Origin of the sequence: Mesorhizobium sp. B2-6-1, from assembly GCF_006440475.1 — a bacterium.
GTDB lineage: Bacteria > Pseudomonadota > Alphaproteobacteria > Rhizobiales > Rhizobiaceae > Mesorhizobium.
In genome coordinates this window covers 223714-248746 of record NZ_VFUH01000001.1, presented here as the reverse complement: position 1 = coordinate 248746, position 25033 = coordinate 223714, and the positions used below count along the sequence as shown (strand labels likewise).

Here is a 25033-nt window from a genome sequence, read left to right as displayed (position 1 = left end):
ATTTCTCCTGTCCGTCCGTTCCGCGGGCTTGGCCTGGCGCGGCGGAGGGCGCGAACGCGGCTGCCAGTGCGGCGGCAACTGCGGTGCGGCGTGTCATGTGGCTGCGTGTCATGGCGCGTCCTTGCCATGATCATGGGCGGCTGCCGCCGCGGCCAGCGCGGATCCCACAAGCGGCACCGCCCCGAGTGCGAAGGGGCTTCGCCAGCCGAGCGTGTCCAGCAGCAGGCCGCCGCCCGCCGCCCCGAGCGTGATGGCGAACTGGATGACGGCAACCTGCAAGCCGCCGCCGGCTTCGGCATCGTCGCGCAGCGCGCGGCTCAGCCAGGTGCCCCAGCCGACCGGCGCCGCGGTTCCGAAAAAGCCCCAGCCGACGAGCAACGCGGTGACGGCCATCGGCATCGATCCAAGCACGATCAATGCGACGGCCAGCAGCGCCATGGCCAGCGGAATGATGATGACGATGCTGTAGAGCCGCGTCTTGAGCAGCCGGCCTATGGTCCAGGTGCCGGCGACGCCTGCTAGTCCCATCACGAGCAGGATCGCCGAGAGCGCCGAAACGCCGACACCGGTCACGGTTTCCAGGAAAGGCCTGAGATAGGTGAAGAGCGCGAACTGGCCCATGAAGAGCAACAGGATCGAGGCCATGCCGAGCGCGACCTGACGGCGCAGCAGCAGCCGGAAGACATTGCCCGACGCCTTGCGGCCGCGTGGCGGCAGCGCAGGCAGGCTGAGGCTTTGCCAGACAAGGGCAAAGAGGGCCAACGGCACCACGAGGAAGAACGCGCCGCGCCAGCCGACATAATCGCCGAGCAGGCTTCCGAGCGGCGCCGATATGGTTGCCGCGACGGCGTTGCCGGCGTTGATCATCGCCAGGCCCTCGGGCACGGAGTCCTCCGGCACGAGGCGCATCACGATCGCGGTGGACATCGACCAGAAACCGCCGATGGCAATGCCGAGCAAGGCGCGGCCGATCATCAGCACGGCATAGTTGGGCGCAAAGGTCACCACCAGGCCGGACACGGCGAGCAGCAGCGAGAACGACGTCAGCACCAGCTTGCGGTCGATATGCCGCGTCAGGCCAGCGATGAACAGGCTGGTGACGACCGCGAAGATGCCGGAGACCGAGATCGCCTGTCCCGCCCGGCCTTCGGTGATGCCGAGCCCGTCGGCGATCGGCGTCAGCAAGCTCACCGGCGTGAACTCGGAAGCGATAAGGACGGCGACGCAAAGCGTCATCGAGAACACCGCACCCCATGCTGCCCGAGGCTTCACCAGCCTGTCGTCGTAAGTCGTTTCCATCAGCCGTCACCACGCACAAAAAGCCGGCCGCCGGAAAACGCATCGGCGGCCTGTTCGCGACAGGAGATAGCGCCGGACTATTGGAATGATTAGCGGCTGAAAGTCGCTTGAACTTATCGATGCAGGCCATAAATAACGTCGGGCCGTATTCAGCGGGGCAGAAGGCCATGCGCGAAAACTTCAACGATCTTCTGTGGTTCCTGATGGTGGCCGAGGAGCGCAGTTTCACCAAGGCCGCCGCCAAGATCGGTATTACTCAATCGACCCTCAGCCACACCATCAAGCGGCTCGAAACGCGCCTGGGCCTGCGGCTGCTGGCGCGAACGACGCGCAGTGTCTCGACGACCGAGGCGGGGGAGCGGTTGCGTCAATCCCTGGCACCGCGCATCGTCGATATCGAAACCGACATCGCGGCGCTGACGGCCTATCGCGACAAACCCTCGGGGACCGTGCGCATCACCGTCTCCGATCATGCCCTCGAGCAGCTGGTCTGGCCGAAACTGCGGCCCGTCCTTGCCGACTATCCTGACATCAAGCTCGAATTCAGCCGGGACAACGGATTGCGCAACATTGTCGAGGATGGTTTCGATGCTGGCGTGCGGCTTGGCGAAAGCGTGGAGAAGGACATGATCGCCGTGCGCATCGGGCCGGACTGGCGGCTTGTTGCCGTAGGCTCGCCGGCCTACATCGCCGGACGTGGCGTGCCGAAGGCGCCGCAGGACCTGATCGGCCACAATTGCATCAACCTGCGCATGACCAGCGCCGGTGGCCTCTATGCCTGGGAATTCCAGAAGGCCGGCCAGGCTCTGCGCGTGCGCGTCGATGGCCAGCTCGTGTTCAACTCGACCCTGCCGATGGTCGACGCCGCCATTGCCGGCTACGGGCTTGCCTATGTGCCCGAGGATCTGGTCACGGCGCATGTTGCCGCCGGCCGGCTGCAACTCGTGCTCGACGATTGGGCGCCGAAATTCGCCGGCTATTACCTATACTATCCAAGCAGTCGCCAGAACTCGCCGGCCTTCAAGGTCATTGTCGAAGCGCTTCGAAAACACAGCCAATGATGGCCACCACACAGAAGCCGAGGACGGGGCTGAGCACAACCGGGAATGGGAGCGGCGGACCTCAGATGATGCCGTGCTTCCTTAACAGCGCCTGCTCATCGCCCGCCACCCATCCGAATATCTTCGGCTCCCCGTCGAGTTTCCGGACAAGGTAGTGAACGTCGAAATCTATCCCGACGTCCGCTTGGCCCTCGCGGGCATAGGTCGCGGTCCACGCAACATGGGCAACGCAATGATGCTCGTCGATCGGCGAGATGCCGATGTCGCGTATCCGCATCTCTTTCGTTCCGATCGCCCGGTAGTGAGCATAGCCCTGAGCCATGACTTGCTTGAGTTGATCGTCGTTCTTTCCGGTCACGACGCCGGCAGGCGAGGCGGCTATGAACTCCGACGTGTAGAGCGACGCGGCCTCATCCATATCCATGCCGCCGCCAAGCGACGCCTTGAAAAATCGCTGATAGCGTTCAAAAAATCTCTTTACGCTCATCTCCATGATTTCCGCGCCTATGGCGCATTCCAGACCCATCCGACAATGAGCTTTCGCCGGCGGCCTCGCGGCCGGTCGTGTCCTCGGATCAGCGCCGTTCCGGCAAGCTCCGGAGGAAATGGATCATCGCGGCATTGACCTCGTCCGGGCGTTCCTGCTGGGTCCAGTGCCCGCAGCCGGGCAGCATCAACTTGTCGCGGAGTTGCGGGACGAAATTTCCGAGATTGGCCAGCAACTGGTCCATTCCGGGGAAGGCGACCACCAGATCGCGGTCGCCCGCTATATAGAGCGCGGGAACCTTGACGCGCGCGCCGGCAAAGGGCGCCATCAGCTCCCAGTTCCGGTCGATGTTGCGGTACCAGTTGAGACCTCCCGCGAAGCCGGTGCGCTGGAACTCGCCCGCGTAGAAATCGAGGTCGCCTTGGCTGAGCCAGGGCGGCAGGCCCGGCGGCGCCTCGACGGCTTGCAGGAAACCTCCATCATGTGGAACCATGCCGATTCCACCCGCGCTCGTGCCCGAGGCATCCCCCGATGCGGCGTAAAGCATGGCCCGCACCGTGGTCCGGGGGTCCCGCTCCAGCTCGGCTTCTGCAATGCCGGGTTGCTGGAAATAGAGCTGGTAGAATTGGGAGTCCGTCGTTCGCGGCATCACGCTGGTTGGGCGCACCTTGGCCCGCGGCCGGAACGGCACGCTGAGACCGATGACGGCTTGAAACCGATCCGGGCGCATCAGCGCCGCGTGCCAGGCGACGACGGCGCCCCAGTCGTGGCCGGCGATGATGGCGGTCGGCGCTTCGAGGGCGTCGAGAAGGCCCACCATGTCGCCGACCAGATGGAAGAGCGTATACTGTTCGACCGCCTCCGGCCGATCGCTCTTGCCATAGCCCCGCATGTCGGGGGCGACGGCGTGAAAGCCCGCCGCCGCGAGCGCACTCAATTGATGGCGCCAGGAATACCAGGATTCGGGAAAGCCGTGGCACAAGAGCACCAAAGGGCCATCGCCCTGCTCCGCGACGTTGAGGCGGATGCCGTTGGTCTCGACCATTCGCTGCGTCGGCTCGCTCACGGCTGCTTCTCACGCTCGTGTGTCAGTCTCTGTTTAAGTTTAACGGCTGGCGGCGGACGCCGCAACGAGTGGGTTGAGCGAACCGAATGCCTGTCCCGAAGGTCACGCATCTTTTGTCGCCAGTCTCAGGAGTGATCGCGGCAATGAATATCCGAGATTTGGTCGGCGCCCGCTTTGCGGTTCCCGAACTTCTGCCCCAGCTTCAAACGCGATGAGCGCGCTTGCCTATTGTCACCCGGCTGTCATATGTCGGCACTACGAAGCCTTAGTTCTGGATTTATGGATACGTGGATAAAAAATCAGCTCTCCTCGCTTGGCGGCACTCGGCCAGGATACAAGGCTCGAGGTCTTTCGCCTGCTTGTCCAGGCGGGCGCCGGGGGGACCCCCGCCGGCGAGATCGCTTCCCGCCTCGACATCGTGCAGAACACGATGTCGGCGCACCTCAAGGTTCTTGACCATGCCGGCCTCGTCCGCGCCGAGCGCGATGGTCGCACAATCCGCTATGTTGCCGACATGACGGGATTCCGCGATCTGCTCGCCTACCTCATGGAAGACTGCTGCAATGGCGCGCCAGAACTCTGTCGGCCCGTGATCCAGGCGGTCACCTGCAAGTGTTAGAAGAGGCATCCGCCATGAGCGAGCCATGCAACGTTCTTTTCCTCTGCACGGGCAATTCGGCAAGGTCGATCATCGCCGAGGCGATACTCAACCTTCCGAAAGCCGGCTGAGCAAGGAAAGTATCATGAACGATCACGCTTTGAGCGCGGGCGGCGGCATTGGTTTCGTCGAGAAATACCTGACCGTGTGGGTGGCGCTGTGCATCGTCGCCGGCATCGCTCTCGGCCATCTCATGCCAGGCGTCTTCCACGCCGTCGGCGAGGCCGAGATTGCCAAGGTCAACCTGCCGGTCGCGGCACTGATCTGGCTGATGATCGTGCCGATGCTGGTCAAGATCGACTTCGCCGCGCTCGGCCACGTGAAGGAGCATTGGCGCGGAATCGGTGTGACACTGTTCGTCAATTGGGCGGTGAAGCCGTTCTCGATGGCGGCGCTCGGCTGGCTGTTCATAGGGTATCTCTTTCGGCCTTATCTGCCGGCCGACCAGATCGACAGCTATATCGCCGGCCTTATCATCTTGGCGGCCGCGCCCTGCACGGCGATGGTCTTCGTGTGGTCGAACCTAACGAAAGGCGAACCGCATTTCACGCTGAGCCAGGTCGCGCTTAACGACACCATCATGATCTTCGCCTTCGCGCCGATCGTCGGCTTGCTGCTCGGCCTCTCGGCCATCACCGTACCCTGGAATACCCTCGTCCTCTCCGTCGCGCTCTACATCGTCGTGCCGGTCATCGGCGCCCAATTCCTGCGTCGGCGGCTGCTCGCCGCGGGCCGCGAAGCCGCCTTGAAGCGATTTCTCGAGCGGCTTCAGCCGCTCTCGCTCATAGCCCTGCTTGCCACGCTCGTGCTGCTGTTCGGATTTCAGGGCGTGCAGATCCTGGCGCAGCCGCTGATCATCGCGCTGCTGGCCGTGCCGATCCTGATCCAGGTCTATTTCAATTCAGGGCTCGCTTACCTACTCAACCGTGTCTCGGGCGAACAGCATTGCGTCGCCGGCCCCTCGGCCCTGATCGGCGCTTCGAATTTCTTCGAACTGGCGGTCGCCGCCGCCATCAGCCTGTTCGGCTTTCAGTCGGGGGCGGCGCTCGCCACCGTCGTCGGCGTGCTGATCGAAGTGCCGGTCATGCTCACCGTGGTCTGGATCGTGAACCGCTCCAAAGACTGGTACGAGGGCGGCCGGGCAGTGTCCCGTGTTGCCGAAAACATTAATGCTCGACCCTGATCGAAAAATTGCGAAATAGCCGTTGATCCTCAGCCGGCCGGGCAGCCTGCTGGTGGACTGCTTTGCAGGAAAAGCTCGGGATGGCCGCGCGACGCACTCCCGTTAATTGCGCGGGTATCCGTCCGCTTGACAGTCTGCCTACTAGAAGGTAGACAGGGTGCATGAGCAACTTTTCAACGACATCTGACGAGATTTTGGCCTCCGCACAAAAGCTGATCATCGCCGGCGGTTATAATGGATTCAGCTACGCAGACATCGCGGCCGTGGTCGGCATACGCAAGGCCAGCATCCACCACCACTTCCCCAGCAAGGTCGATCTGGTGCGTACGCTTGTGTCGCGTTACCGCGAGAACGCCGAAGCCGGCATGGCCGATCTCGAGCGCAGCGTGCCTGAACCGCTCGAACTCGTTCAGGCCTACGCGGGTTATTGGGCCAGATGCATCGAGGATGCAAGCATCCCGTTCTGCGTATGTGCGCTGCTGGCAAGCGAACTTCCAGCGCTTCCGAACGAGGTCGTCTCGGAGGTACGGGCGTATTTTCAGTTTCTCTCGGCGTGGCTGACGTCGGTCATCGAACGCGGCGAACAGCAAGGTTCCCTGAAAATCTCTGGTCCGGCGCGGGTGGAGGCAGAGGCGCTCATGGCCACCGTTCATGGCGCGATGCTATCGGCTCGGGCATACGGAAAGCCTGGCGTCTTCGCTTCAATTCTCGACCCGACCCTGCGGAGGCTGAAGCCCGAATGATATCAGTGCCGGGCGGCTAAGCGACGGGTCGCCCCGACAAGAGCATCGACAAATGCGCCGCGGTAAACTACCAACTAGTAGGTAAAGGAATTCCCTATGTTTCACAAACTCCTCTCGGCTCTCTTGGTCATCAGTATCCCGGCGACCTACGCCATCACGGCGCCCGCTCAGGCTCAAAGCCGGGAGGCCGAGCAGATCCACATCAGGGGCAGCGTGGTGAGCTTCAGCGCTTCGACGCTGAGGGTCAACACGCGGGAAGGCGAGACTGTTGACGTTGTCCTGGCTGATGGCTGGAAGATCTCCGGCGTCGCTGCTGCGAAGGTGGCCGATATCAAGCCAGGCGACTTCGTCGGAATTGCCTCGCTGCCGAAGGACAAGGGCGGGGACGGCGCTCTGGAAGTCCTGATCTTCCCGCCCGCGCTGAAAGGCGCAGGTGAGGGAAGCTACGGGTGGGATCTGAAGCCTGACAGCAGCATGACCAACGCAACAGTCGCCGATGCCGTCAAGGACGTCGACGGGCGCACCGTGACTGTTTCCTACCAAGGCAAGGAAAAGAAGATCGCGATCCCGGACGGCACCCCCGTCGTGACCCTCGCTCCGGCAACCCAGGATGATCTGATCCCGGGTGCCGTCGTCTTCATAGCAGGCGAGAAGGCCGCAAGCGGAACGATCGGTCATCAGGTCGTCGTTGGCAAAGATGGCGTGGTCCCGCCCATGTGAGCCAGGTCGCCGCTCGTTCGCAGGCTGTCGACCGTCACGGCGACGCTGGCGAAAGATACGCTGAGCGGTTCGGCGCGGACGAACGCGACAGTGAAGGCCTACCGCTCGTCCGAAATGCCGGAGCATTTCCCATGCACCGGGAGCGGCGCATTCGCCGACGGCTGTGGCCTGCACCTGGCGCCGCCTCTCGGAGGAAGGCGGGCGGACAGTGAAGGCTATGAGGGTGAAACAGCCCTCTTTGACAAACGCCTCGGCCACCTGTGGTCGCCGAGGTGCATCGGACAAACATTGAACCATACCCGAAGGATATCCAATGAGACGCGATCGCGTTGAAGTTGCTTCAAATGACCAGGACAAGTGGCTCAAGCTGTATTACCTCGCCCGTGCGGCCTTTTCCGTCGTCTGGGTCGTGGCCGCTTTGACGGTCGGCCGGCAGTCGGCGTCCATCGCGGCTGTCTTGCTTGTTGCCTATCCTGCCTGGGATGCAGCCGCCAATTATGTCGATGCTTCCCGCAACGGCGGGCTTGCCGTCAATCCTACGCAAGCATTCAACGTTGCAGTCAGTTCGGTGGTCGCCCTTGCAGTCATCATGGCGCTGGCGATGAACATGAATTGGGTTCTCGGCGTTTTCGGCGCGTGGGCAATCTTCTCCGGCCTGCTGCAGCTTGGAACCGCAATCCGGCGCTGGAAAACCGCCGGAGGCCAATGGGCCATGATCTTGAGCGGAGGCCAATCGGCTGTCGCCGGCGCCTTCTTCATCGCGCAAGCGCAGATGTCCGCACCGCCCTCGATCGCCAACATCGCAGGCTATGCTGGCTTCGGCGCCTTCTATTTCCTCGTCTCAGCCCTTTGGCTGACCGTCTCGCAATCGCGGCGCCGGAGAGTGGCATCGGTTCAAGCATGATCCACATTGTCGGCCTACTGCGTATCCGATCGTGGTCCGGCGATCGACATTCATGGCGGACCATTCGAGGTCGTCGCACGCGACGGCGAGACCATTCCCCCTTCGGCCCGCTTCCTCGCCGACACCATCAATGTCGGTCCGGGCCAGCGCTATGATGTCGTCTGGACGGCGCGGCGACCCGGCAAATGGCTCATCCACTGCCACATTCCGCACCACACGACGAACAACAATGTCGAGCAAAAGGGTGGCGGCGGGCTGATGGTCGTCATCGACGTCAACTGACGCGGAGCCGGAATTGGCGCTGTTGCGGCATCAGCGCCGCACTTGGCCCGGCGACGGTTGCCCAGAGGTTTGCCTAGACGCCGAGCGGCGCAGGCAGCCTCGGAACACGTGCGGGCCCTGCACGTTGATCCCGAACCGCTCGTGGAGTGCACCATGCCAGATTGGATCGGGACTTGGCGAAACCAATACGGCTCGACCGTCATCATCGAGGACGATGCGGAAGGCGTCATCCGCGGCATGTTCAGGACGGCGTTGGAAGACAGCAGTTTCTTTGGTCAGGAACTTTCGATCCATGGCGCTGCTTGCGGCGACGTAATCGGCTTCACGGCTGCGGGACAGGGCAAGGCCGGGCCTGCGGCCGTGAGCTACACCGGTATTCTGAGGGAAAGTAAGCTCGAGATGCTTTGGCATACCGTTGCAGGGCAGACCCTTACCGCATCGGCGGAAGGGGCGCCTGCCAGGATAGTCAGAGTTGGGGCATGGCGCGCCTTCGGGACCAGCCTGGATGTGTTCGAGCGCGTGGAATGACCAACCCCTCGGGCCGGCGTGATCCCATGGGCGGCTACGGAAGGCCGCCGGGCCCGCATGGGATATGCGCGACTGAAAGTGGCTTGCCGATCCTGAGCGATTTCGGCGGCGTTGTGGTCGAGCCGACCGGAGGACGATGGGATGGCCGAAGAAGGCAACGACGCGCAGGTAGTCCTGCAGTGCATGACAACCGAGCACTTTGTGCTGCAGACCGCCCGCGCGGCCACGATTCAGGAGGCAAATCAGCGCGCCAATCTGTTCCTCACGTCGGTCTCAAGCGCGGCGATCGCGCTGTCATTCGTCGCGCAAGTCACGAAAATGGGTACGCCGTTCGTGCTGTTCAGCCTGATCTTGCTGCCCTGCGTTTTCTTCATCGGCCTGGTCACCTTCGTCCGCGCCGTGCAGGTCGCCATCGAGGACATGGTGCACGCCCGTGGAATGGCGCGGATCCGGCACTACTACGTCGAAGTCGCGCCCGCCATGCAAAGCTACCTCGTTCATTCCACGCATGACGATCGCTCGGCGGTGCTCGTGGACAAGGGGCTCAGCCCATCGCCGTTGCAGTATTTCATGACCACGGCCGGAATGGTGAGCGTGATCAGCAGCGCCATCGCAGGTGTCTTTACGGGCATAGCCGCCACAGCGGCAGCCGGCGCCGGAATGGCTCTCGGTGTGGCAGCCGGGATGCTCGCCTTCGCTGCAAGCGTGTTCGTGCTGCGCAGCTACCACCTGCGGGCTTGGGCGGCGGCCGAGCAAAGACTGACGGTTCTTTTCCCAGGCACGCGCGGGGAATGAAGCTCTGCGGAGCCAGGGATCGCTTGGCCGAGGTCCCATATGCCATGAATGCCTTGTGACATCTTCTATTGCCGCGGCCCAAAGCCTCTATATGGCCGTAGCGGAACAATGGAGGCCGTTTCCTGCATGCCGCTTTTGAACAGCGGAAGGGCATCGAGCACCGAGCGAACCTCTTCCTCCGTTTCGGCCTCCATGAGAAGACAAGCGCCGCCCATGTCGCCGCGGTTCCAGATTTGTCGCACGGTGCTCGCCATGAAAAGTCGGCGAACGCCTTCGGCTTCGGCTTCCAGTCTCTCGGGCGTGTAGTCCGCGTCGTTGAAGCTTTCCGTCCGCCGACGTGTCAAGACCATGAACTGCATGTTCTTTCTCCTGTTGATGAAGGTAAGGCTTTCCGGTTTGTCCCGGTGGGTGCTTGATGCCTGTCATGGTTATTTAGCGACCATCGGCTGGAACAGGGCGGAAAGGATCGGTTTTCCAGTCTCGGCCGGCAACGTCGGCGCGAGAAAGACCGATGTCTTGCAATTGCGAGTCCGTGAGTTCCATCAGCATGCGGCGGCTCCGGCGCCTTTCCATACCGGCTTCGACCCAGACCAAGATCGCCGCGACGCGCGCCATCAGAATCTGTAGAGCCTCGACTCCACGCCGCTGCGGTGCACTCCTTGTTTCGGCCCGCTCCACGGCGGCGCCGTTGACGACTGCGTCCATCGCATTTCTCCTTTTTTTTCGCGACCGGTCGAACCCCGAGGCGAAGGCGGCGAATGAGCTCGCTGCTTTGGGGGTTCGGCGGCCGGAGCCGGTGTCTAACGGTTGCCGAAAAGGTCCCGGCGATGCTCGACCGCCGGATCCCGCGCGATGGCCGCGTTCGAGCCCGCATTGAGCAGTTCGTAGACTGCACTATGCGCGATCGAGGACGTGTGGGTGCTGTCGAGCTGTTCCCGGGCAATCGCATTGATGTCGGAGCCGCCGACCTTCGGGTTCTCGGCGAGTGCGGCGTCAGTGATGGCCAGGAACGCGGCGGTGGCAAGAGCGATCTTTTTCATGGAAATCTCCTAAGGTTGAGTTCTGGACTTGGGTTTAAGAACAGGTCCTTGCCTGTTCGCCAAGACGATGCATCTTGGGCCCACTCATGATAATCATCGAAGATTGGGAAGGATCATCCACCAAGAGCGGATAATAGGATCATGAGCGGGCGCGCTGCCTCAGCGCTGACCCCTCCCGGATCGAGGATTTTGCCATGTCGGTGCTGGCAATCGCTCCGGCCCTTGCCCGCATGTGGCCGGCCAGAAGATCAGAAGGGACATCAGCCCGCCGACTTTCCGGCGCGGACGGTGGACTGCTGTTCAGTACTTCAATTCCATCCATCTGCGGTGTTCGGCAAAGCGCTCGGCCAACAGATCGATGAAAGTCCTGACCTTGGCCGAGACATGGTGACGATGCGGATAGAACGCGTTGATCGCGAACTCGACTCCTGAATATTCCTCCAGCACCCGGACAAGGCGCCCGGCGCTCAGGTCGTCGGCCACGAGGAAGGGCGGCGGTATGAACAGACCGCGGCCGTCGAGAGCAAGGCGTCTGAGCGTCTCCTGGCTGTTGGTCAATAAGTTGCCATCGACGCGGACGGAAACGGGCTCGCCGTCGGGGTCCTCGAAACGCCACTCGTTACCGAAAGGATATGACGCATGGCGCATGCAATTGTGGCGTGCGAGGTCATCGGGCCGACGCGGTGTTCCATGGCGTTCGAAATAGCCGGGCGAACCGCAGACGATGTTGCGCCATGAGGTCAGCCGCCGGACGATCAGGCTTGAATCGGGAAGCGGCAGCGAACGCACGTCAAGGTCGAAGCCCTCCTCCACCATGTCGACCATTCTTTCGCCGACGGTGAGATCGACCGAAACAGCCGGATAAAGGTTGACGAATTCGGAAACGATCGGCGCCAGAAAACGGATGACGCTCATGCTGGAATGAAGGCGAAGCGTGCCTTGCGGCGTCGCCTGAAGTGCTCCCGCGACGCGGTCCGCCTCCTCCAGATCGGCGAGGATTTGTGAGGAACGCTGGTAGTAAGCCTGGCCGATCTCGGTCAGGCTCACCTTGCGGGTGGTGCGGTTGAGAAGCCGGACGCCGAGCCTGTCCTCCAGCGCCTGGACGTGGTTGCTGACCATCGTCGTCGACATGTTGAGGCGTCGGGCTGCCGCGGAAAAGCCCCCGCATTCCACAACGCGGCCAAACACCGTCAAGCTCGTGAGCCTGTCCATTTCGATTATCCGCTCTTAATGGATGATCCTTCCGTTCTTTCCTCGATTATCACATCAAGATTGCCGTTGCATCGTCCTTGCACCAATCGGCCACTCGGCCCGACCGTGAGAGGAGATTACGATGACCGTAAGCGTCAACCCCGCCACCTTGGAATACCCGGTTGAGGTAAAACCCGCGCGGCGGTCCCGCAAGACGATGATCAAGCGCACCGTTGTCGGGTTGGGCCTGGTGGCCGGCCTGACCGCGGCTGCGCTCTACGGCTATGACTATTGGACGGTCGGGCAGTATCTGCAATCGACCGACGATGCCTATGTCAAGGCCGACTATACGACTGTCGCGCCGAAGATCTCGGGCCACATCGCCGAGGTGCTGGTCGAGGACAACACTCCCGTCAAGGCGGGCCAGGTTCTGGCCCGCATCGACGACCGCGACTTCAGGACCGCGCTCGACCAAGCGCAAGCCAATGTCGAAGCAGCCGAAGCGACGCTGCATAACCTCGACGCCCAGATCGGCCTGCAGCATTCGGTGGTCGAACAGCAAAAGGCCAACGTCGCCGCAACCGAGGCGAAGCTCAAATTCGCGCAGCAGGAGGGTGATCGCTATAAAACCTTGCTGAAAAGCGGCTACGGCACCAGCCAACGCGCCCAGCAAGCTGCGGCGTCCCTCGGCGAAAACGAAGCCCAACTGCAGAGGGATCGCGCCGCACTGGTTGCTGCCCGCAAAGCGATCGACGTGCTCACGACTGAGCGCGGCAAAGCGGAGGCCGAGCGCGACAGCAGCCAGGCCGCCCTGCGTCAGGCGGAACTCAATCTCTCCTACACCACGATCACGGCACCCGTCGACGGCACCGTCGGGGCCCGTTCGCTTCGCGTCGGCCAGTATGTGCAGGCCGGCACGCTGCTCATGGCGGTGGTGCCGCTGAATGCGGTCTATGTCGTGGCCAATTTCAAGGAGACACAGCTTACCCATGTGCAGAGCGGACAGCCGGTCGAGATCGCCGTCGACGGCTTTCCCGGCGTGGCACTCAAGGGCCGCGTCGACAGTGTGTCGCCGGCCAGCGGTCTCGAGTTCGCGCTGCTGCCCCCGGATAACGCCACCGGCAATTTCACCAAGATCGTGCAGCGCATCCCGGTGAAGATCGCGATCAACGACGGCAGGCTCCTCGGCAAGCTGCGCGCCGGCATGTCGGCCGAACCGACGATCGACACGAAGGCAACCATCCTGGCCGAACGGGGTGAACCGGACAGCGGCCGCCGGATCATCGCCGGCTGGTAACTCCTAGCGGCTGCGCGAGGTTCTCCGGGACCTCGCATGGTGGCAGCCACGCCAGTGTCTCACGCACTCTTCGTCAAACAGGGAATTCAGCCGTGCCCGCGATCTTCACCACCAACCCCACGCCTGCGCCGGCGGCAGCCAAAGCATCGAGCTTGGCGCCCACCGATGCCTCTTCCGCCTCGCTCAAGACCTGGATCGCCGTCATTGGCTCGACGCTCGGCGCCTTCATGGCGGTCCTCAACATCCAGATCGTCAACGCATCCCTCGCCGACATTCAGGGCGCCATCGGCGCCGGCATCGATGACGGCGGCTGGATATCGACCGCCTACCTGGTGGCCGAGATCGTCGTCATTCCTCTCACTGGCTGGCTGTCGCGGGTCTTTTCCATCCGCCTTTATCTTCTGGCCAATGCAATCCTGTTTCTCGCCTTCTCGGTTGCCTGCGCCTTCGCGCAAAACCTTCAGCAGATGATTGTTCTGCGTGCTTTGCAGGGCTTTTGCGGCGGCGTGCTGATCCCGGTCGCCTTCACCATCACCATAACCCTCCTGCCCAAGGCGAAGCAGCCGATCGGATTCGCCCTGTTCGCGCTGTCGGCGACCTTCGCACCGGCCATCGGACCAACAATCGGTGGCTATCTCACCGAGAACTGGGGCTGGCAGTTCATCTTCTATGTCAACTTGGTCCCCGGCGCGCTGATGGTCGGCATGCTGTGGATGTCCCTCGAAAGGGCGCCGATGCAGCTTTCGCTGCTGCGCCAGGGCGACTGGGCCGGGATCATCACCATGGCGATCGGGCTCGGCACCTTGCAGACCGTGCTCGAGGAGGGCAACAAGGACGATTGGTTCGGCTCGCCGTTCATCGTGCGGCTGTCCTTGATCGCCCTCGTCAGCCTCTCGCTTTTCCTGTGGATCGAGTTGAGAAGCGAAAGGCCCTTGCTTAACCTCAGACTGTTCGCCCGCTGGAATTTCGGTTTCTCCATCCTGGCCAGCTTCCTGCTCGGAATTGCGCTCTACGGGGCGGTGTTCATCCTGCCCGTCTATCTCGCGCGCATCCAGGGCTACAACGCCCAGCAGATCGGCATGGTGCTGGCCTGGACAGGCCTGCCGCAACTGGTGCTGATCCCGCTGGTGCCGCAGTTGATGAAGCGTTTCGACATGCGCATTATCGTCGCCTTCGGCTTTGCGCTGTTCGCGGCGAGCAATTTCATGAACATCGAAATGACGGCGACCTACGCGTCGGAGCAGTTCTTTTGGCCGAATGTCGTCCGTGCCGTCGGTCAGGCCCTGGTCATGGTACCCCTGGCTGCGGTCGCTACGGCCGGCATCGAACAGGAGAACGCCGGCTCCGCCTCCGCATTGTTCAACATGATCCGGAATCTCGGCGGCGCCGTCGGCATCGCCATGCTGCAGACTTTTCTGACCAAGCGCGAGCAGTTCCACTCCAACGTGCTGGTGCGGTCGGTGTCGCTGTTCGAAGAGAGCACTCGCGCGCGCATCGAGCATCTGACCCGGTACTTCCTGGCGCATGGCGCCGGCGATCGCGCAGCCGCGATGCACAAGGCCGTCATCGCCATCGGACAGATGGTGCGCAAGCAGGCTTTCATCATGGCTTTCAGCGACGCGTTCTATCTACTCGGAGCAGCCCTTGTCGTCGCGTTCTTCGCCACGCTGCTGTTGCGCAACCCGGGCCATATCGAGGCGGGTGGCGCGCACTGAAAGATCGGAAAGAAGAACCATAATGATTTCAATCCCGAACTACGCCAGCGCGGCACGGAATGTGAGTCTGTCACGTGCACCGCCAGGAAACTCAGCAAATTTTCGAATGCTTGGCAGAGACTGTGCCGTTCCAAGTAGGGCACTTTAGCCCATAGTGCGATTTTGGCACCGGCTGCCGCCGTCTTGCCAAAACCGGCTGAATTCCGAAAATCGAGCCAGTGGCGTCGCGCTGGAAACGCCTGGAAGTCTATTGATTTCAATAGGATTAAATGGCGCGCCCGAAGAGATTCGAACTCCTGACCCCCAGATTCGTAGTCTGGTGCTCTATCCAGCTGAGCTACGGGCGCGCATCAGGTCATGCTTTCCATGACCCCGCGATCCGATCCTCGAGGACCGGCCGCGAATGTGTGCAGTTCCCTAGCGACTGAATTCGCGAAAAGCAAGCCGATCCGGCAAAAGTTTTGTCGTCGATGCGTCATCCGCTGGATCCGGCCGGAAATCGGGTTGTTCGAAGCGGCATTCAGGGCGAAGGGGGCCGGACCGGTTTGCGGGCGAAACAGCGCCCAAGCCTGTCAGGCCGGGCGGCGCAGCCCGTTGCGGGCCTGGTCGAGCCGCACCGGCTGGTCGGGAATGGTGACGGCGAAGGTGGTGCGCCCGCCGATCGATTCGACCAGCTCCACCGTGCCGCCATGCGCGCGGATCAGTTCATGCGCGATCGCCAGACCAAGCCCGGTGCCGCCGCTGCGCGCAGAGCCGCGGAACGCTGCGAACAGGTTCTCGCGCGCCTTCGGCGGCAGGCCGGGACCGGTGTCGGTCACGACGATGCGGCTGACGCTGCCCATGCGCTCGGCCGAAACCGCCAGCCGGCGCACCACGGCGCTCTCCGTGTCCGCCGCCATCGCCTGCACGGCGTTGCGGCACAGATTGGTGAGCACGCGGAACAACTGGTCGGAATCGGCGTCCACCTCGAACGCCTTTTCGACCGCGTTGATGAACTCGATGCCTTCCTCGATGTCGAGCAGGCCGTGCACGTCCTCGACCAGCTGGCGCAGCCGCACGCGCCGGCGCGAAGGCGGCGGCTCCTGCGTACGGCCGTAATGAAGTACGCCTTCCGAGTAGGAGACCGCACGGTCGAGCGCACGCAGGAGCTTCGGCGCGAAGGCCTGCACGGTCGGATCCTTGACCTGGCGCAGGCGGTCCGAAATGAGCTGCGCCGAGGCCAGGATGTTGCGCATATCGTGGTTGATCTTCGACACGGCGAGGCCGAGGTCGGCCAGGTGCTTCTGCTCGGTCAGCATCTTCTGCAGCCGCTCCTGCATCTGCGACAGCTCGCGCTCGGCCACCCCGATCTCATCGGCGCGGGCGGCGGGATGAATGATCCGGCTGGGGTCATCGGGGGCCTGCGAGAAGGACAGCATGGAGCGCGTCATGTTGCGGATCGGTCCGATCATGATCAGGTCGATCGCGGCATAGACCAGCATGGCCGTGAACAGCGAGATCAGCAGCGAGACGAAGGCGACGTTGCGCGAATAGATAAGCATCGCCTTGCGCAGGCTGTAGTCCGGCATGATCAGCTCGAACTCCTTGTCGCTGTCGCCGACCGGCCCGAAGACGCGCAGCATCCGGTTGCCGCCGAAAAACAGCGTGTCGAGCGCGCCGGTCATGCCCTTGACCATGCCGACGCTGGCGAGGTCGATGTGCTCGTCGACCTGCGGCGGCATATCGGCCACCACAAGCAGCCGCGACACGCCGCCGTCGCGCACCGCGATCGCCTTGGCGCCGATCGCCATAAGCACGTCGTTCTGCGCCGTGCGCGACAGCGAGGTCGGTTCGCCCTGCACCAGCACGATCGATACGGCCGCGGCGGTGCTCAGCCGCTCCTTGAGCCAGGCCAGCCGGTAGCTGGCGATCCAGGGCAGGAAGATGAGCACTTCTGCCAAAAGCACGAAAACGATGGTCAACAGCAGCAGTTTTGTCGACAGGCCGCGCGACAAGGGTACGCTGCGGACGGCGGCTGGCGCTGGTCCTGTCCCTTCCTCGGCGTGCGTGGTTTCGCTCATGCGGTCCTGTCTTCACAATCGCTTGATCAGCCCAGATTAGGCGATTGCGGCTTTTTTGCCAATTTCCCCCTTGGTCGGAGAGATATAATTGCCGCCGAAAGTGCGCATCCCGGGCCCGGCGACACCGGCCCGGCACCGGCCCGGCACCGGATTGACTTCCAAAACCCTTCTTTCTATAAGCCCGCTCACGCTCGGGCCATTCGTCCCGGCGCGGTTTCGATCGCGCCAAAGCCGGCCCGGCAAAGCTCCTGTTACAGAGTGACAGAATCAAGAAGGGCCGCACCCCGCGGTATTAAAACAAATGAAGCGTACCTACCAACCGTCCAAACTCGTCCGCAAACGCCGGCACGGTTTCCGTGCCCGCATGGCCACCAAGGGTGGTCGCGGCGTCGTCGCAGCTCGCCGCAACCGCGGCCGCAAGCGGCTCAGCGCCTGAGCGAGACAAGATCGTTGCCCGCAACCGGCAAGCCAGTGGGACAAAATCCCAAGCGGCTTCTGAAACGCGCGGAATTCCTGGCCGTCCGCCGTGGTGAAAAGCGTCGCGGGCGGTTTTTCCTCGTCGAGGTCCTCGACCGCGGCGACGGCGGCGCGCCGCGCGTCGGCTACACCGTCACCAAGAAGGTCGGCAACGCGGTCGTGCGCAACCGCGTCAGGCGGCGGCTGAAAGAGGCCGTGCGCACCCATGCGGCCGATGACATGATGCCCGGCAATGATTATGTCATCGTCGGGCGCGATGATGCGCTCCGCGCCCCGTTCGGCCAGTTGAAGGTCGAACTCTCCCGCCGACTTCGCGGAACACGATAGGCCAAGGGCTCTCGATGGAAAACAACCGAAACTTCTTCATCACCATCGCGCTGTCGGTGCTGATCCTGACCCTGTGGCAGGTCTTCTACATGAACCCGCGCGTCGAACAGCAGCGCGAGGCGGCGCGCGTCGAGCAGCAGCGCGTGGAAGAGCAGAAGAAGGCGGCGGAGACAGCCAATCCGGGCGCGGCAACGCCGGCGCCGGCCGGCACCGCTCCCGGTGCCATCCCCAACGCGCCGGGCGGCGACACCGTCACCGCGGCCAGCCGCGACCAGGCGCTGGCGGCTTCGAAGCGCGTCAAGATCGATACGCCGAGCCTGGAAGGCTCGATCAACCTGACCGGCGGCCGTCTCGACGACCTCAAGCTCAAGCACTACACCGAAACCGTCGACAAGAATTCGCCCAAGATCGAACTGCTCAACCCTTCGGAGCTGCCCAGCGGCTACTTCGCCGAGATCGGCTTCGTCGGCAACGACAAGACGGGCACGGTACCGGGCGCGGATACGGTGTGGAACGTCGAAGGCAATCCGACGCTGACCCCGTCGACGCCGGTGACGCTGACTTACACCAGTGACAAGGGGTTGACCTTCAAGCGCACCTTCTCTGTGGACAGCGACTACATGTTCACCGTTTCCGACGAGGTGCGCAACTCGGGTTCGGCCCCGGTTACGCTGTCGAATTACGGCCGCGTCACGCGCTACGACAAGCCGGCAGTCGCCAGCACCTACGTGCTGCATGAAGGCCTGATCGGCTTCACCGGTGCGGAAGGCCTGCAGGAACACAAATACGCGTCCATCGAGAAGGACAAGGAAGTCAAGCCGGGCAAGTCGACGGACGGCTGGCTTGGCATCACCGACAAATACTGGGCGGTGACGGTGGTTCCGAGCGAGAAGCAGCCGTTCCAGCCGCGCTTCGGCTATTTCGTGGACGGCCGCCACCGCTACCAGTCCGACTTCCTCACCGACCCGATCAATGTCGAGGCCGGCCAGTCGGCAACCGTCGAGACCGAGGTCTTCGCCGGCGCCAAGGAAGTCGCCAAGATCAATGCCTATGCCGAAGACCGCCACATCAAGCGGTTCGACCTGCTGATCGACTGGGGTTGGTTCCACTTCATCACCAAGCCGATGTTCTGGCTGATCGACACGCTCTACAAATTCCTCGGCAATTTCGGCCTGGCGATCCTCGCCACCACCGTCATCGTCAAGGCCATCTTCTTCCCGCTCGCCAACAAGTCCTACGCGTCGATGGCGAACATGAAGAAGGTGCAGCCCAAGATGCTCGAGATCCGCGAGAAATACGCGGACGACAAGATGAAGCAGCAGCAGGCGATGATGGAGCTGTACAAGACCGAGAAGATCAATCCGCTCGCCGGCTGCTGGCCGGTGGCGCTGCAGATCCCGGTCTTCTTCTCGCTCTACAAGGTGCTCTACATCACCATCGAGATGCGCCATGCGCCGTTCTTCGGCTGGATCCAGGATCTGGCCGCGCCCGATCCGACCTCGATCTTCAACCTGTTCGGGCTGATCCCGATCACGCTTCCCCACATGCTGATGATCGGCGTCTGGCCGCTGATCATGGGCGTCACCATGTTCCTGCAGATGCGCATGAACCCGACGCCGCCGGATCCGACGCAGGCAGCCATCTTCACCTGGATGCCCGTCATCTTCACCTTCATGATGGCTGGGTTCCCGGCCGGGCTTGTCATCTACTGGGCCTGGAACAACACGCTGTCGATCCTCCAGCAAGGCGTGATCATGAAGCGCCAGGGCGCCAAGATCGAACTGTGGGACAATCTGGTGGCGCTGTTCCGCAAGAAGCCCTCTCCGGCGGAATAAAGCCTCATTCTTCGCTAAAAAGCCCGGTCGCCCGGGCTTTTTCTTGTGCGCCGGCATCGGTCCACGTCCGCCCGCGATGGGCGAAACTGCAAACGCGCGGCACCGTCCGATCCGGCAAATGCGCTTGTCCACCATCGAAGACTCGCTCCCGGGGCGATTGGTGCTATACGGCGGATTACGCTACTTTGACGAGGTGTGCGCCGACGCGGGACGCGTCCGCCAGCCAATTCCCGGACGAACCGCCATGACCGGACCCAATCCCGACATCAAGCACCCGATCCCGATGCACACGCGCGTCGGCTTCCTCAAGGCACTGGTGAGCGCGCCCAACATCGAGATCGGCGACTTCACCTATTATGACGATCCGGAAGGGCCGGATAAATTCGCCGAGAAATGCGTACTGCACCACTATTCCTTCATCGGCGACAGGCTGATCATCGGTAAGTTCTGCGCCATCGCCGAAGGTGCCCGCTTCATCATGAACGGCGCCAACCACGCCATGTCCGGTTTTTCGACCTATCCGTTCAACATTTTCGGCCATGGCTGGGAAAAGGGTTTCGACCCCGCCACATGGTCGAAGGAGGTGCGCGGCGACACGGTGGTCGGCAACGATGTCTGGATCGGCATGGAGGCAGTGATCCTGCCGGGGGTGCAAATCGGCCATGGCGCCATCGTCGCGGCGAAGTCCGTGGTCACGCACGACGTGCGTCCCTATGCCATCGTCGCCGGCAACGCGGCCAAGGTCGTCAAGATGCGTTTCGACGACAGGACGGTCCGGCGGCTGCTGGCGGTGGCCTGGTGGGACTGGCCGGTGGACAAGATCAGCCGCAACCTCGATGCCATCAGGGGCGCCGATATTTCTCTTCTGGAGACAGCAGCTTGAACGCTCAATACAGCACCACGATCGGCACGGACCTGTTTACCCGCGGGTGGATCTTCATCCGCGGCGTGCCCGCCATGAAGTTCCTGCCGCCGGAAGGGCCGCCGGAAATCGCCTTTGCCGGCCGCTCCAACGTCGGCAAGTCGTCGCTGATCAACGCTCTGGTCAACCAGAAGGGCCTGGCGCGCACCTCCAACACGCCGGGGCGCACGCAGGAACTCAATTATTTCGTGCCGGACGGATTTTCGGGGGAGGGCGCCGACCTGCCGCCAATGGCGCTGGTCGACATGCCGGGCTACGGCTATGCCACCGCGCCCAAGGAAAAGGTCGACGATTGGACGAAGCTGGTCTTCGACTATCTCAAGGGCCGTGTCACGCTGAAGCGGGTTTATGTGCTGATCGACGCCCGCCACGGCATCAAGGCCAAGGACGACGAGGTGCTGTCGCTGCTCGACAAGGCGGCGGTTTCGTACCAGGTCGTGCTGACCAAGACCGACAAGATCAAGGCCGCCGGCGTTCCGCGGCTGATTGAGGAGACGCTTGCCAAGATCAAGAAGCGACCGGCGGCGTTTCCTTTCGTGCTGGCGACGTCATCGGAAAAGGCCGAGGGCCTGGAGGAACTGCGCGCCGCGATCGTGCTCGCGGCCAATGGCGGCTAGCGGCACAAAAAGCCGGGTTAAGCCTTCGCCTCCAGGGCGATCATCTTGTGGCTTTCCTCCGCGGCAAGCATTTCGGTGCCATAGGCCTTCAGGAACATGTCGACGCCCGACCTGACGATATGGTCGATTTCGTCCTGGTTCGGAGCCTTGGCGCGATAGGCGAAGATGCACTGCCGGAAAAGACCGGCCAGGCAGAGTTCTGTGAACTGATAGGCGGCAAGGTCGACATCGTCGATCTTGAGCAGGCCACGGTCGATGGCGGCATTGAGGAAGGTCACGACCTTGTCGTGGCCGCGTTTGGGGCCGCGTTCGTAAAACCGCGCGCCCATGTCGGGTATCCTGTCGGAGGCGCCGATCACCGTGCGCTGGGCCTGGATGACCTTGGCCGAGGTGATCTTCATGGACAGGACCTTGCCGAATTTCACCAGCGTCTCGCGCAGGTCGTCGGCACGGTCGAGCACGTCATACATGTTCTTGAAGATCGTGCCGCGCTCTTCCTCGATCAGCGCCTCGAACAGCTCTTCCTTGTTGGCGAAGTAGACATAGATGGTGCCTTTCGAAACGCCGGCTTCCCGCGTGATGTCGTTCATCGAGGCCGCCTCAAAGCCCTTGTCGATAAAGACCCGGCGGGCGCCATCGATGATCTGGCTGCGCTTGACCGGATCCTGTCCGGCTGCCGGGCGGCCGCGGCGCAAGCCGTCCAGCAGGTCGCCGCAATTGTCGTTTTCGACGTCGGGCGTTGTGTCGGCCATTAAAGTCACACCTCGAAAATAATTCGAACCAAGCGGTTCGATTGCCTCTTGATATGGTCCTCTTTAGGCGCTATGTCAACGGCCGGATCGAACCGAACGGTTCAGTATTATAACTTAGAGAGATGTCATGTCCTCGAACGCGCCGTCCACCGCCGAAGTCCGTCCCTTCCCCAACGCCAAGGTCGCCCCGGCGACGGAAGCACCGGAAGTTCCCGTCCACCCAGTCGCCGCGCCGCCTCTGGCGGAAACTCCGGCGAAGAAGAAGCGTTCCGTGCGCTCTTTCCTGCTGCCGATCATCGGCGTCGCCCTGCTCGGCGCCGGCGCCTGGTACGGCTACGATTACTGGACCACCGGCCGTTTCATGATTTCGACCGACGACGCCTATGTCCAGGCCGACATGGCTTTCATTTCGCCCAAGATCTCCGGCTATGTCGATCAGGTCAAGGTCAGCGAGAACCAGCAGGTCAAGGCCGGCGATCCCCTGCTGACGGTCGATGACGGTGATTACAAAATAGCGGTCGCCCAGGCCGAGGCGCAGATCGCCACGCTGGCCAGGACGCTCGATCGCATCGATGCGCAGACCAAGGCGGCGCAGGCCTCCTTGCAGCAGGCGCAGGCCGCCAAGACCGCCGACCAGGCCGCGGCGGCCAATGCCGCGCGCGCCCAGCAGCGCGCCGCGCAACTGCTCAAGACCCATGTCGGTACGCAGGCGCAACTCGACGACGCCCAGACGGCGCTCGACCAGGCCAACGCCGCTCTCGTCGGCGCCGACGCACAGATCGCCGCAGCACAGGCCAATATCGGCGTGCTGGAGGCGCAGCGTGCTGAATCGGCAAGCACGCTGGCATCCTTGCAGCTCAGCCGCGACAAGGCCGCGCGCGACCTTTCCTTCACGGTGCTCAAGGCGCCCTATGACGGTGTCGTCGGCAACCGTTCCGTCGAGCAGGGCGACCTCGTGAGCCCCGGCCAGAAGCTCGCCGTCATCGTCCCGATGAACAAGCTCTACATCGTCGCCAACTTCAAGGAGACCCAGCTTGCCCGGCTGGTGCCCGGCGAAAAGGTCAGGATTTCGGTCGATGCCATCGACGGCGAGCCCATCGAGGGCACCGTCTCCTCGCTGGCGCCGGCCTCGGGTGCCGTGTTCTCGCTGCTGCCGCCGGAAAACGCCACCGGCAACTTCACCAAAGTGGTGCAGCGCGTCCCGGTCCGCATCGACGTGCCGGCCGATGCCCTGAAGAGCGGCAGGCTGCGCGCCGGCTTGAGTGTCGTTGTCGCCGTCGACAGCCGCACCGCGCCGGCCGCGATCAACTGAGCGCGCTCCGGGGAGCAACGCCATGGCCACCGCAACCCTGACCGCAGGAGCGCCGCCGGCGAGGCCGGCTGTGCCTGACACCATCTCGACGCGGCGCGTCATAGCCTTCCTGGCGATGGTGTTCGGCATGTTCATGGCCATCCTGGACATCCAGATCGTCTCGGCCTCGCTGGCCGAGATCCAGGCTGGCCTGAGCGCCAGTTCCGACGAGATCCCTTGGGTGCAGACGGCCTATCTGATCGCCGAGGTGGTCATGATCCCCCTGTCCGGCTTTCTCAGCCGGATGCTGTCGACGCGTGTTCTGTTCACAATTTCGGCGGCGGGTTTTACCGCCGCAAGCGCGCTCGCCGCGACCGCCACCAACATCGACCAGATGATCGTTTACCGCGCCATCCAGGGTTTTATCGGCGGCGGCATGATCCCCAGCGTCTTCGCGGCCGCCTTCACCATCTTCCCGCCGTCGCGCCGTGCCGTCGTGTCGCCGATGATCGGCCTGGTGGCCACCCTGGCGCCCACCATCGGTCCGACCGTCGGCGGCTATATCAGCCACGCAATGTCCTGGCACTGGTTGTTCCTCGTCAATGTCGTGCCCGGCATCCTGGTGACGACGGCGGCCTGGTCGCTGATCGATTTCGACAAGCCCAACCTCAAGCTGTTCTCGAAGTTCGACTGGTGGGGCCTTGCCGGCATGGCGGCGTTCCTCGGCTGCATGGAATATGTGCTCGAGGAAGGCCCGAACAATGATTGGCTGCAGGATCAGGCGGTGTTCATCTGCGCCGTCGTCATGACCTTCGGCGCGGTGCTGTTCTTCTGGCGGGTGTTCACCGCCGAGGAGCCGATCGTCGATCTCAAGGCGTTCAGCAATATCAACTTCGCCTTCGGCTCGCTGTTCTCCTTCGTCATCGGCATCGGCCTCTACGGTCTCACCTATCTCTACCCCGTGTTCCTCGGACGCATCCGCGGCTACGATTCGATGATGATCGGCGAGGCGCTGTTCGTCAGCGGCCTGGCGATGTTCTTCACCGCGCCGGTCTCGGGCATCCTGTCGAACAGGATGGACCCGCGTCTGATGATGATGATCGGCTTCTTCGGCTTCGCCACCGGAACATGGTGGATGACGCACCTGACCGCCGACTGGGATTTCTACGAGCTGCTCATCCCGCAGATCCTGCGCGGCTGTTCGATGATGCTGTGCATGGTGCCGATCAACAACATCGCGCTCGGCACGCTGCCGCCCGAGCGGCTGAAGAATGCATCGGGCCTGTTCAACCTGACCCGCAATCTCGGCGGTGCCGTCGGCCTCGCCTTGATCAACACGGTGCTGATCGACCGCAACGCCTTCCACTATGCAAGGCTCTCCGAGCACGTGCAGTGGGGAAGTGCGGCCGCGCAGCAGAAGCTTCAGAACATGACGCTCAATTTCGAGCAGACCGCCGGCCTGGATGCGGCCAGCGCGGCGATCTCGAAATTGTCGGGCATGGTCCAGCAGCAGGCGGCGCTGCTGTCCTTCATGGACGTGTTCTACATGCTGACGGTGCTGTTCGCGACGCTTGGCCTGTTCACCATGATGATCCGCAAACCGGCGGCCGCCGGCGGTGGTGGCGGCGGGCACTGACACCAGGGCAATACCGGAGAAACGATTTGCGTCCGGTAATGCGCTGGAAGCAAGGAAACACGGGCAGCCGTTTCGGGAAGCTCCTCCAGTCCACGCCCGAAATGACTGACCGCTAAAAAACTCCGGGTCGCAAGCCCGGAGTTTTTT

Annotated in this window: 26 protein-coding genes, 1 tRNA gene and 2 pseudogenes; 19 read left to right on the top strand and 10 right to left on the bottom strand. The window is 62.8% G+C overall.

All coding sequences use genetic code 11. The features are described from left to right. Positions 1-108: 108 nt before the first annotated feature. Positions 109-1299: an MFS transporter gene (locus tag FJ443_RS01300; RefSeq protein ID WP_140662471.1), complete on the bottom strand. Its 1191-nt coding sequence runs from the start codon at positions 1297-1299 to the stop codon at positions 109-111. Positions 1300-1466: 167 nt separating this feature from the next. On the opposite strand from FJ443_RS01300, the gene FJ443_RS01295 reads away from it, so the two are divergent. Next, positions 1467-2360: a LysR family transcriptional regulator gene (locus FJ443_RS01295; RefSeq protein ID WP_140662469.1), complete on the top strand. Its 894-nt coding sequence runs from the start codon at positions 1467-1469 to the stop codon at positions 2358-2360. A gap of 61 nt (positions 2361-2421) precedes the next feature. Here FJ443_RS01295 and FJ443_RS01290 read toward each other — a convergent pair whose 3' ends face one another. Together FJ443_RS01290 and FJ443_RS01285 are read right to left on the bottom strand one after the other, a co-directional pair. Then, entirely contained in the window at positions 2422-2853 is a 432-nt protein-coding gene (locus FJ443_RS01290; RefSeq protein WP_140662935.1) for a nuclear transport factor 2 family protein, read from the bottom strand. 82 nt (positions 2854-2935) lie between these two features. Continuing rightward, the gene (locus FJ443_RS01285; protein ID WP_140662467.1) at positions 2936-3913 is read right to left on the bottom strand and encodes an alpha/beta hydrolase; all 978 of its coding nucleotides are present in this window, start codon (positions 3911-3913) and stop codon (positions 2936-2938) included. A 313-nt stretch (positions 3914-4226) separates the two neighbouring features. Here FJ443_RS01285 and FJ443_RS01280 point away from each other — a divergent pair, with 313 nt between their 5' ends. The 9 genes and pseudogenes from FJ443_RS01280 to FJ443_RS01240 all read left to right on the top strand — a co-directional run bounded on the left by FJ443_RS01280 (position 4227) and on the right by FJ443_RS01240 (position 9726). Further along, positions 4227-4532 (top strand): metalloregulator ArsR/SmtB family transcription factor, encoded by a 306-nt coding sequence (locus FJ443_RS01280; protein WP_246681188.1) that lies wholly within the window; start codon positions 4227-4229, stop codon positions 4530-4532. Between the two features lie 14 nt (positions 4533-4546). After that, positions 4547-4624 (top strand): annotated as a pseudogene (locus FJ443_RS31525) (arsenate reductase ArsC); the annotation flags it as partial. Positions 4625-4689: 65 nt separating this feature from the next. Next, positions 4690-5754: an ACR3 family arsenite efflux transporter gene (arsB, locus tag FJ443_RS01270; protein WP_181168539.1), complete on the top strand. Its 1065-nt coding sequence runs from the start codon at positions 4690-4692 to the stop codon at positions 5752-5754. A gap of 161 nt (positions 5755-5915) precedes the next feature. After that, complete coding sequence (locus tag FJ443_RS01265) at positions 5916-6497, top strand: TetR/AcrR family transcriptional regulator (RefSeq protein ID WP_140524250.1); 582 nt, start codon at positions 5916-5918, stop codon at positions 6495-6497. A 96-nt stretch (positions 6498-6593) separates the two neighbouring features. Then, positions 6594-7217: a hypothetical protein gene (locus tag FJ443_RS01260; RefSeq protein WP_140662464.1), complete on the top strand. Its 624-nt coding sequence runs from the start codon at positions 6594-6596 to the stop codon at positions 7215-7217. A 313-nt stretch (positions 7218-7530) separates the two neighbouring features. Then, positions 7531-8121, top strand: coding sequence for a DUF308 domain-containing protein (locus FJ443_RS01255; protein ID WP_140524247.1), 591 nt, complete (start codon positions 7531-7533; stop codon positions 8119-8121). A 48-nt stretch (positions 8122-8169) separates the two neighbouring features. Continuing rightward, positions 8170-8403 (top strand): annotated as a pseudogene (locus tag FJ443_RS01250) (multicopper oxidase domain-containing protein); the annotation flags it as partial. A gap of 153 nt (positions 8404-8556) precedes the next feature. Next, complete coding sequence (locus FJ443_RS01245) at positions 8557-8931, top strand: avidin/streptavidin family protein (protein ID WP_140491516.1); 375 nt, start codon at positions 8557-8559, stop codon at positions 8929-8931. A gap of 141 nt (positions 8932-9072) precedes the next feature. Continuing rightward, the gene (locus FJ443_RS01240) at positions 9073-9726 is read left to right on the top strand and encodes a hypothetical protein (protein ID WP_140491514.1); all 654 of its coding nucleotides are present in this window, start codon (positions 9073-9075) and stop codon (positions 9724-9726) included. A gap of 65 nt (positions 9727-9791) precedes the next feature. Here the strand turns inward: FJ443_RS01240 and FJ443_RS01235 are convergent, their stop codons facing one another. The 4 genes from FJ443_RS01235 to FJ443_RS01220 form a co-directional block, all read right to left on the bottom strand. Beyond that, a complete protein-coding gene (locus FJ443_RS01235; protein ID WP_140662461.1) occupies positions 9792-10085 on the bottom strand; it encodes a muconolactone Delta-isomerase family protein in 294 nt (97 codons plus the stop codon). A gap of 73 nt (positions 10086-10158) precedes the next feature. Beyond that, positions 10159-10431 (bottom strand): DUF1127 domain-containing protein, encoded by a 273-nt coding sequence (locus tag FJ443_RS01230; protein ID WP_246675483.1) that lies wholly within the window; start codon positions 10429-10431, stop codon positions 10159-10161. Between the two features lie 95 nt (positions 10432-10526). Then, the gene (locus tag FJ443_RS01225; RefSeq protein ID WP_140662459.1) at positions 10527-10766 is read right to left on the bottom strand and encodes a hypothetical protein; all 240 of its coding nucleotides are present in this window, start codon (positions 10764-10766) and stop codon (positions 10527-10529) included. 300 nt (positions 10767-11066) lie between these two features. Continuing rightward, complete coding sequence (locus FJ443_RS01220) at positions 11067-11978, bottom strand: LysR family transcriptional regulator (protein WP_140514286.1); 912 nt, start codon at positions 11976-11978, stop codon at positions 11067-11069. 121 nt (positions 11979-12099) lie between these two features. On the opposite strand from FJ443_RS01220, the gene FJ443_RS01215 reads away from it, so the two are divergent. Next, positions 12100-13254 carry an HlyD family secretion protein gene (locus tag FJ443_RS01215; protein ID WP_140662457.1) on the top strand — a complete coding sequence of 385 codons (1155 nt, stop codon included), beginning with the start codon at positions 12100-12102 and terminating at the stop codon, positions 13252-13254. A gap of 92 nt (positions 13255-13346) precedes the next feature. Then, positions 13347-14969 (top strand): MDR family MFS transporter, encoded by a 1623-nt coding sequence (locus FJ443_RS01210; RefSeq protein ID WP_140662455.1) that lies wholly within the window; start codon positions 13347-13349, stop codon positions 14967-14969. Between the two features lie 270 nt (positions 14970-15239). On the opposite strand, the gene FJ443_RS01205 is transcribed toward FJ443_RS01210, so the two are convergent. Together FJ443_RS01205 and FJ443_RS01200 are read right to left on the bottom strand one after the other, a co-directional pair. Further along, positions 15240-15316 (bottom strand) — tRNA-Arg (locus FJ443_RS01205). A gap of 225 nt (positions 15317-15541) precedes the next feature. Further along, positions 15542-17029: a HAMP domain-containing sensor histidine kinase gene (locus FJ443_RS01200; RefSeq protein WP_140551653.1), complete on the bottom strand. Its 1488-nt coding sequence runs from the start codon at positions 17027-17029 to the stop codon at positions 15542-15544. Positions 17030-17330: 301 nt separating this feature from the next. On the opposite strand from FJ443_RS01200, the gene rpmH reads away from it, so the two are divergent. The 5 genes from rpmH (at position 17331) to yihA (ending at position 21207) form a co-directional block, all read left to right on the top strand. Further along, positions 17331-17465, top strand: a complete 135-nt coding sequence (gene rpmH / locus FJ443_RS01190) for a 50S ribosomal protein L34 (RefSeq protein WP_008833937.1) — start codon at positions 17331-17333, stop codon at positions 17463-17465. 14 nt (positions 17466-17479) lie between these two features. Continuing rightward, positions 17480-17833, top strand: a complete 354-nt coding sequence (gene rnpA, locus FJ443_RS01185; protein WP_140491500.1) for a ribonuclease P protein component — start codon at positions 17480-17482, stop codon at positions 17831-17833. Between the two features lie 14 nt (positions 17834-17847). After that, positions 17848-19668, top strand: coding sequence for a membrane protein insertase YidC (gene yidC / locus FJ443_RS01180; RefSeq protein WP_140662453.1), 1821 nt, complete (start codon positions 17848-17850; stop codon positions 19666-19668). A gap of 244 nt (positions 19669-19912) precedes the next feature. Beyond that, entirely contained in the window at positions 19913-20551 is a 639-nt protein-coding gene (locus FJ443_RS01175; protein ID WP_140582794.1) for a CatB-related O-acetyltransferase, read from the top strand. Continuing rightward, positions 20548-21207 carry a ribosome biogenesis GTP-binding protein YihA/YsxC gene (gene yihA / locus FJ443_RS01170; protein ID WP_140491494.1) on the top strand — a complete coding sequence of 220 codons (660 nt, stop codon included), beginning with the start codon at positions 20548-20550 and terminating at the stop codon, positions 21205-21207. The genes FJ443_RS01175 and yihA overlap by 4 nt, the downstream gene beginning before the upstream one ends. 17 nt (positions 21208-21224) lie before the next feature. Here the strand turns inward: yihA and FJ443_RS01165 are convergent, their stop codons facing one another. After that, the gene (locus tag FJ443_RS01165) at positions 21225-21959 is read right to left on the bottom strand and encodes a TetR/AcrR family transcriptional regulator (protein WP_140514299.1); all 735 of its coding nucleotides are present in this window, start codon (positions 21957-21959) and stop codon (positions 21225-21227) included. Positions 21960-22086: 127 nt separating this feature from the next. Between FJ443_RS01165 and FJ443_RS01160 the strand changes: the two genes are divergently transcribed. Next, on the top strand, positions 22087-23271 hold the full coding sequence (locus tag FJ443_RS01160; RefSeq protein WP_140491489.1) for an HlyD family secretion protein: 1185 nt from the start codon (positions 22087-22089) through the stop codon (positions 23269-23271). A gap of 22 nt (positions 23272-23293) precedes the next feature. After that, positions 23294-24886: a DHA2 family efflux MFS transporter permease subunit gene (locus FJ443_RS01155; RefSeq protein WP_140662450.1), complete on the top strand. Its 1593-nt coding sequence runs from the start codon at positions 23294-23296 to the stop codon at positions 24884-24886. Positions 24887-25033: the final 147 nt, after the last annotated feature.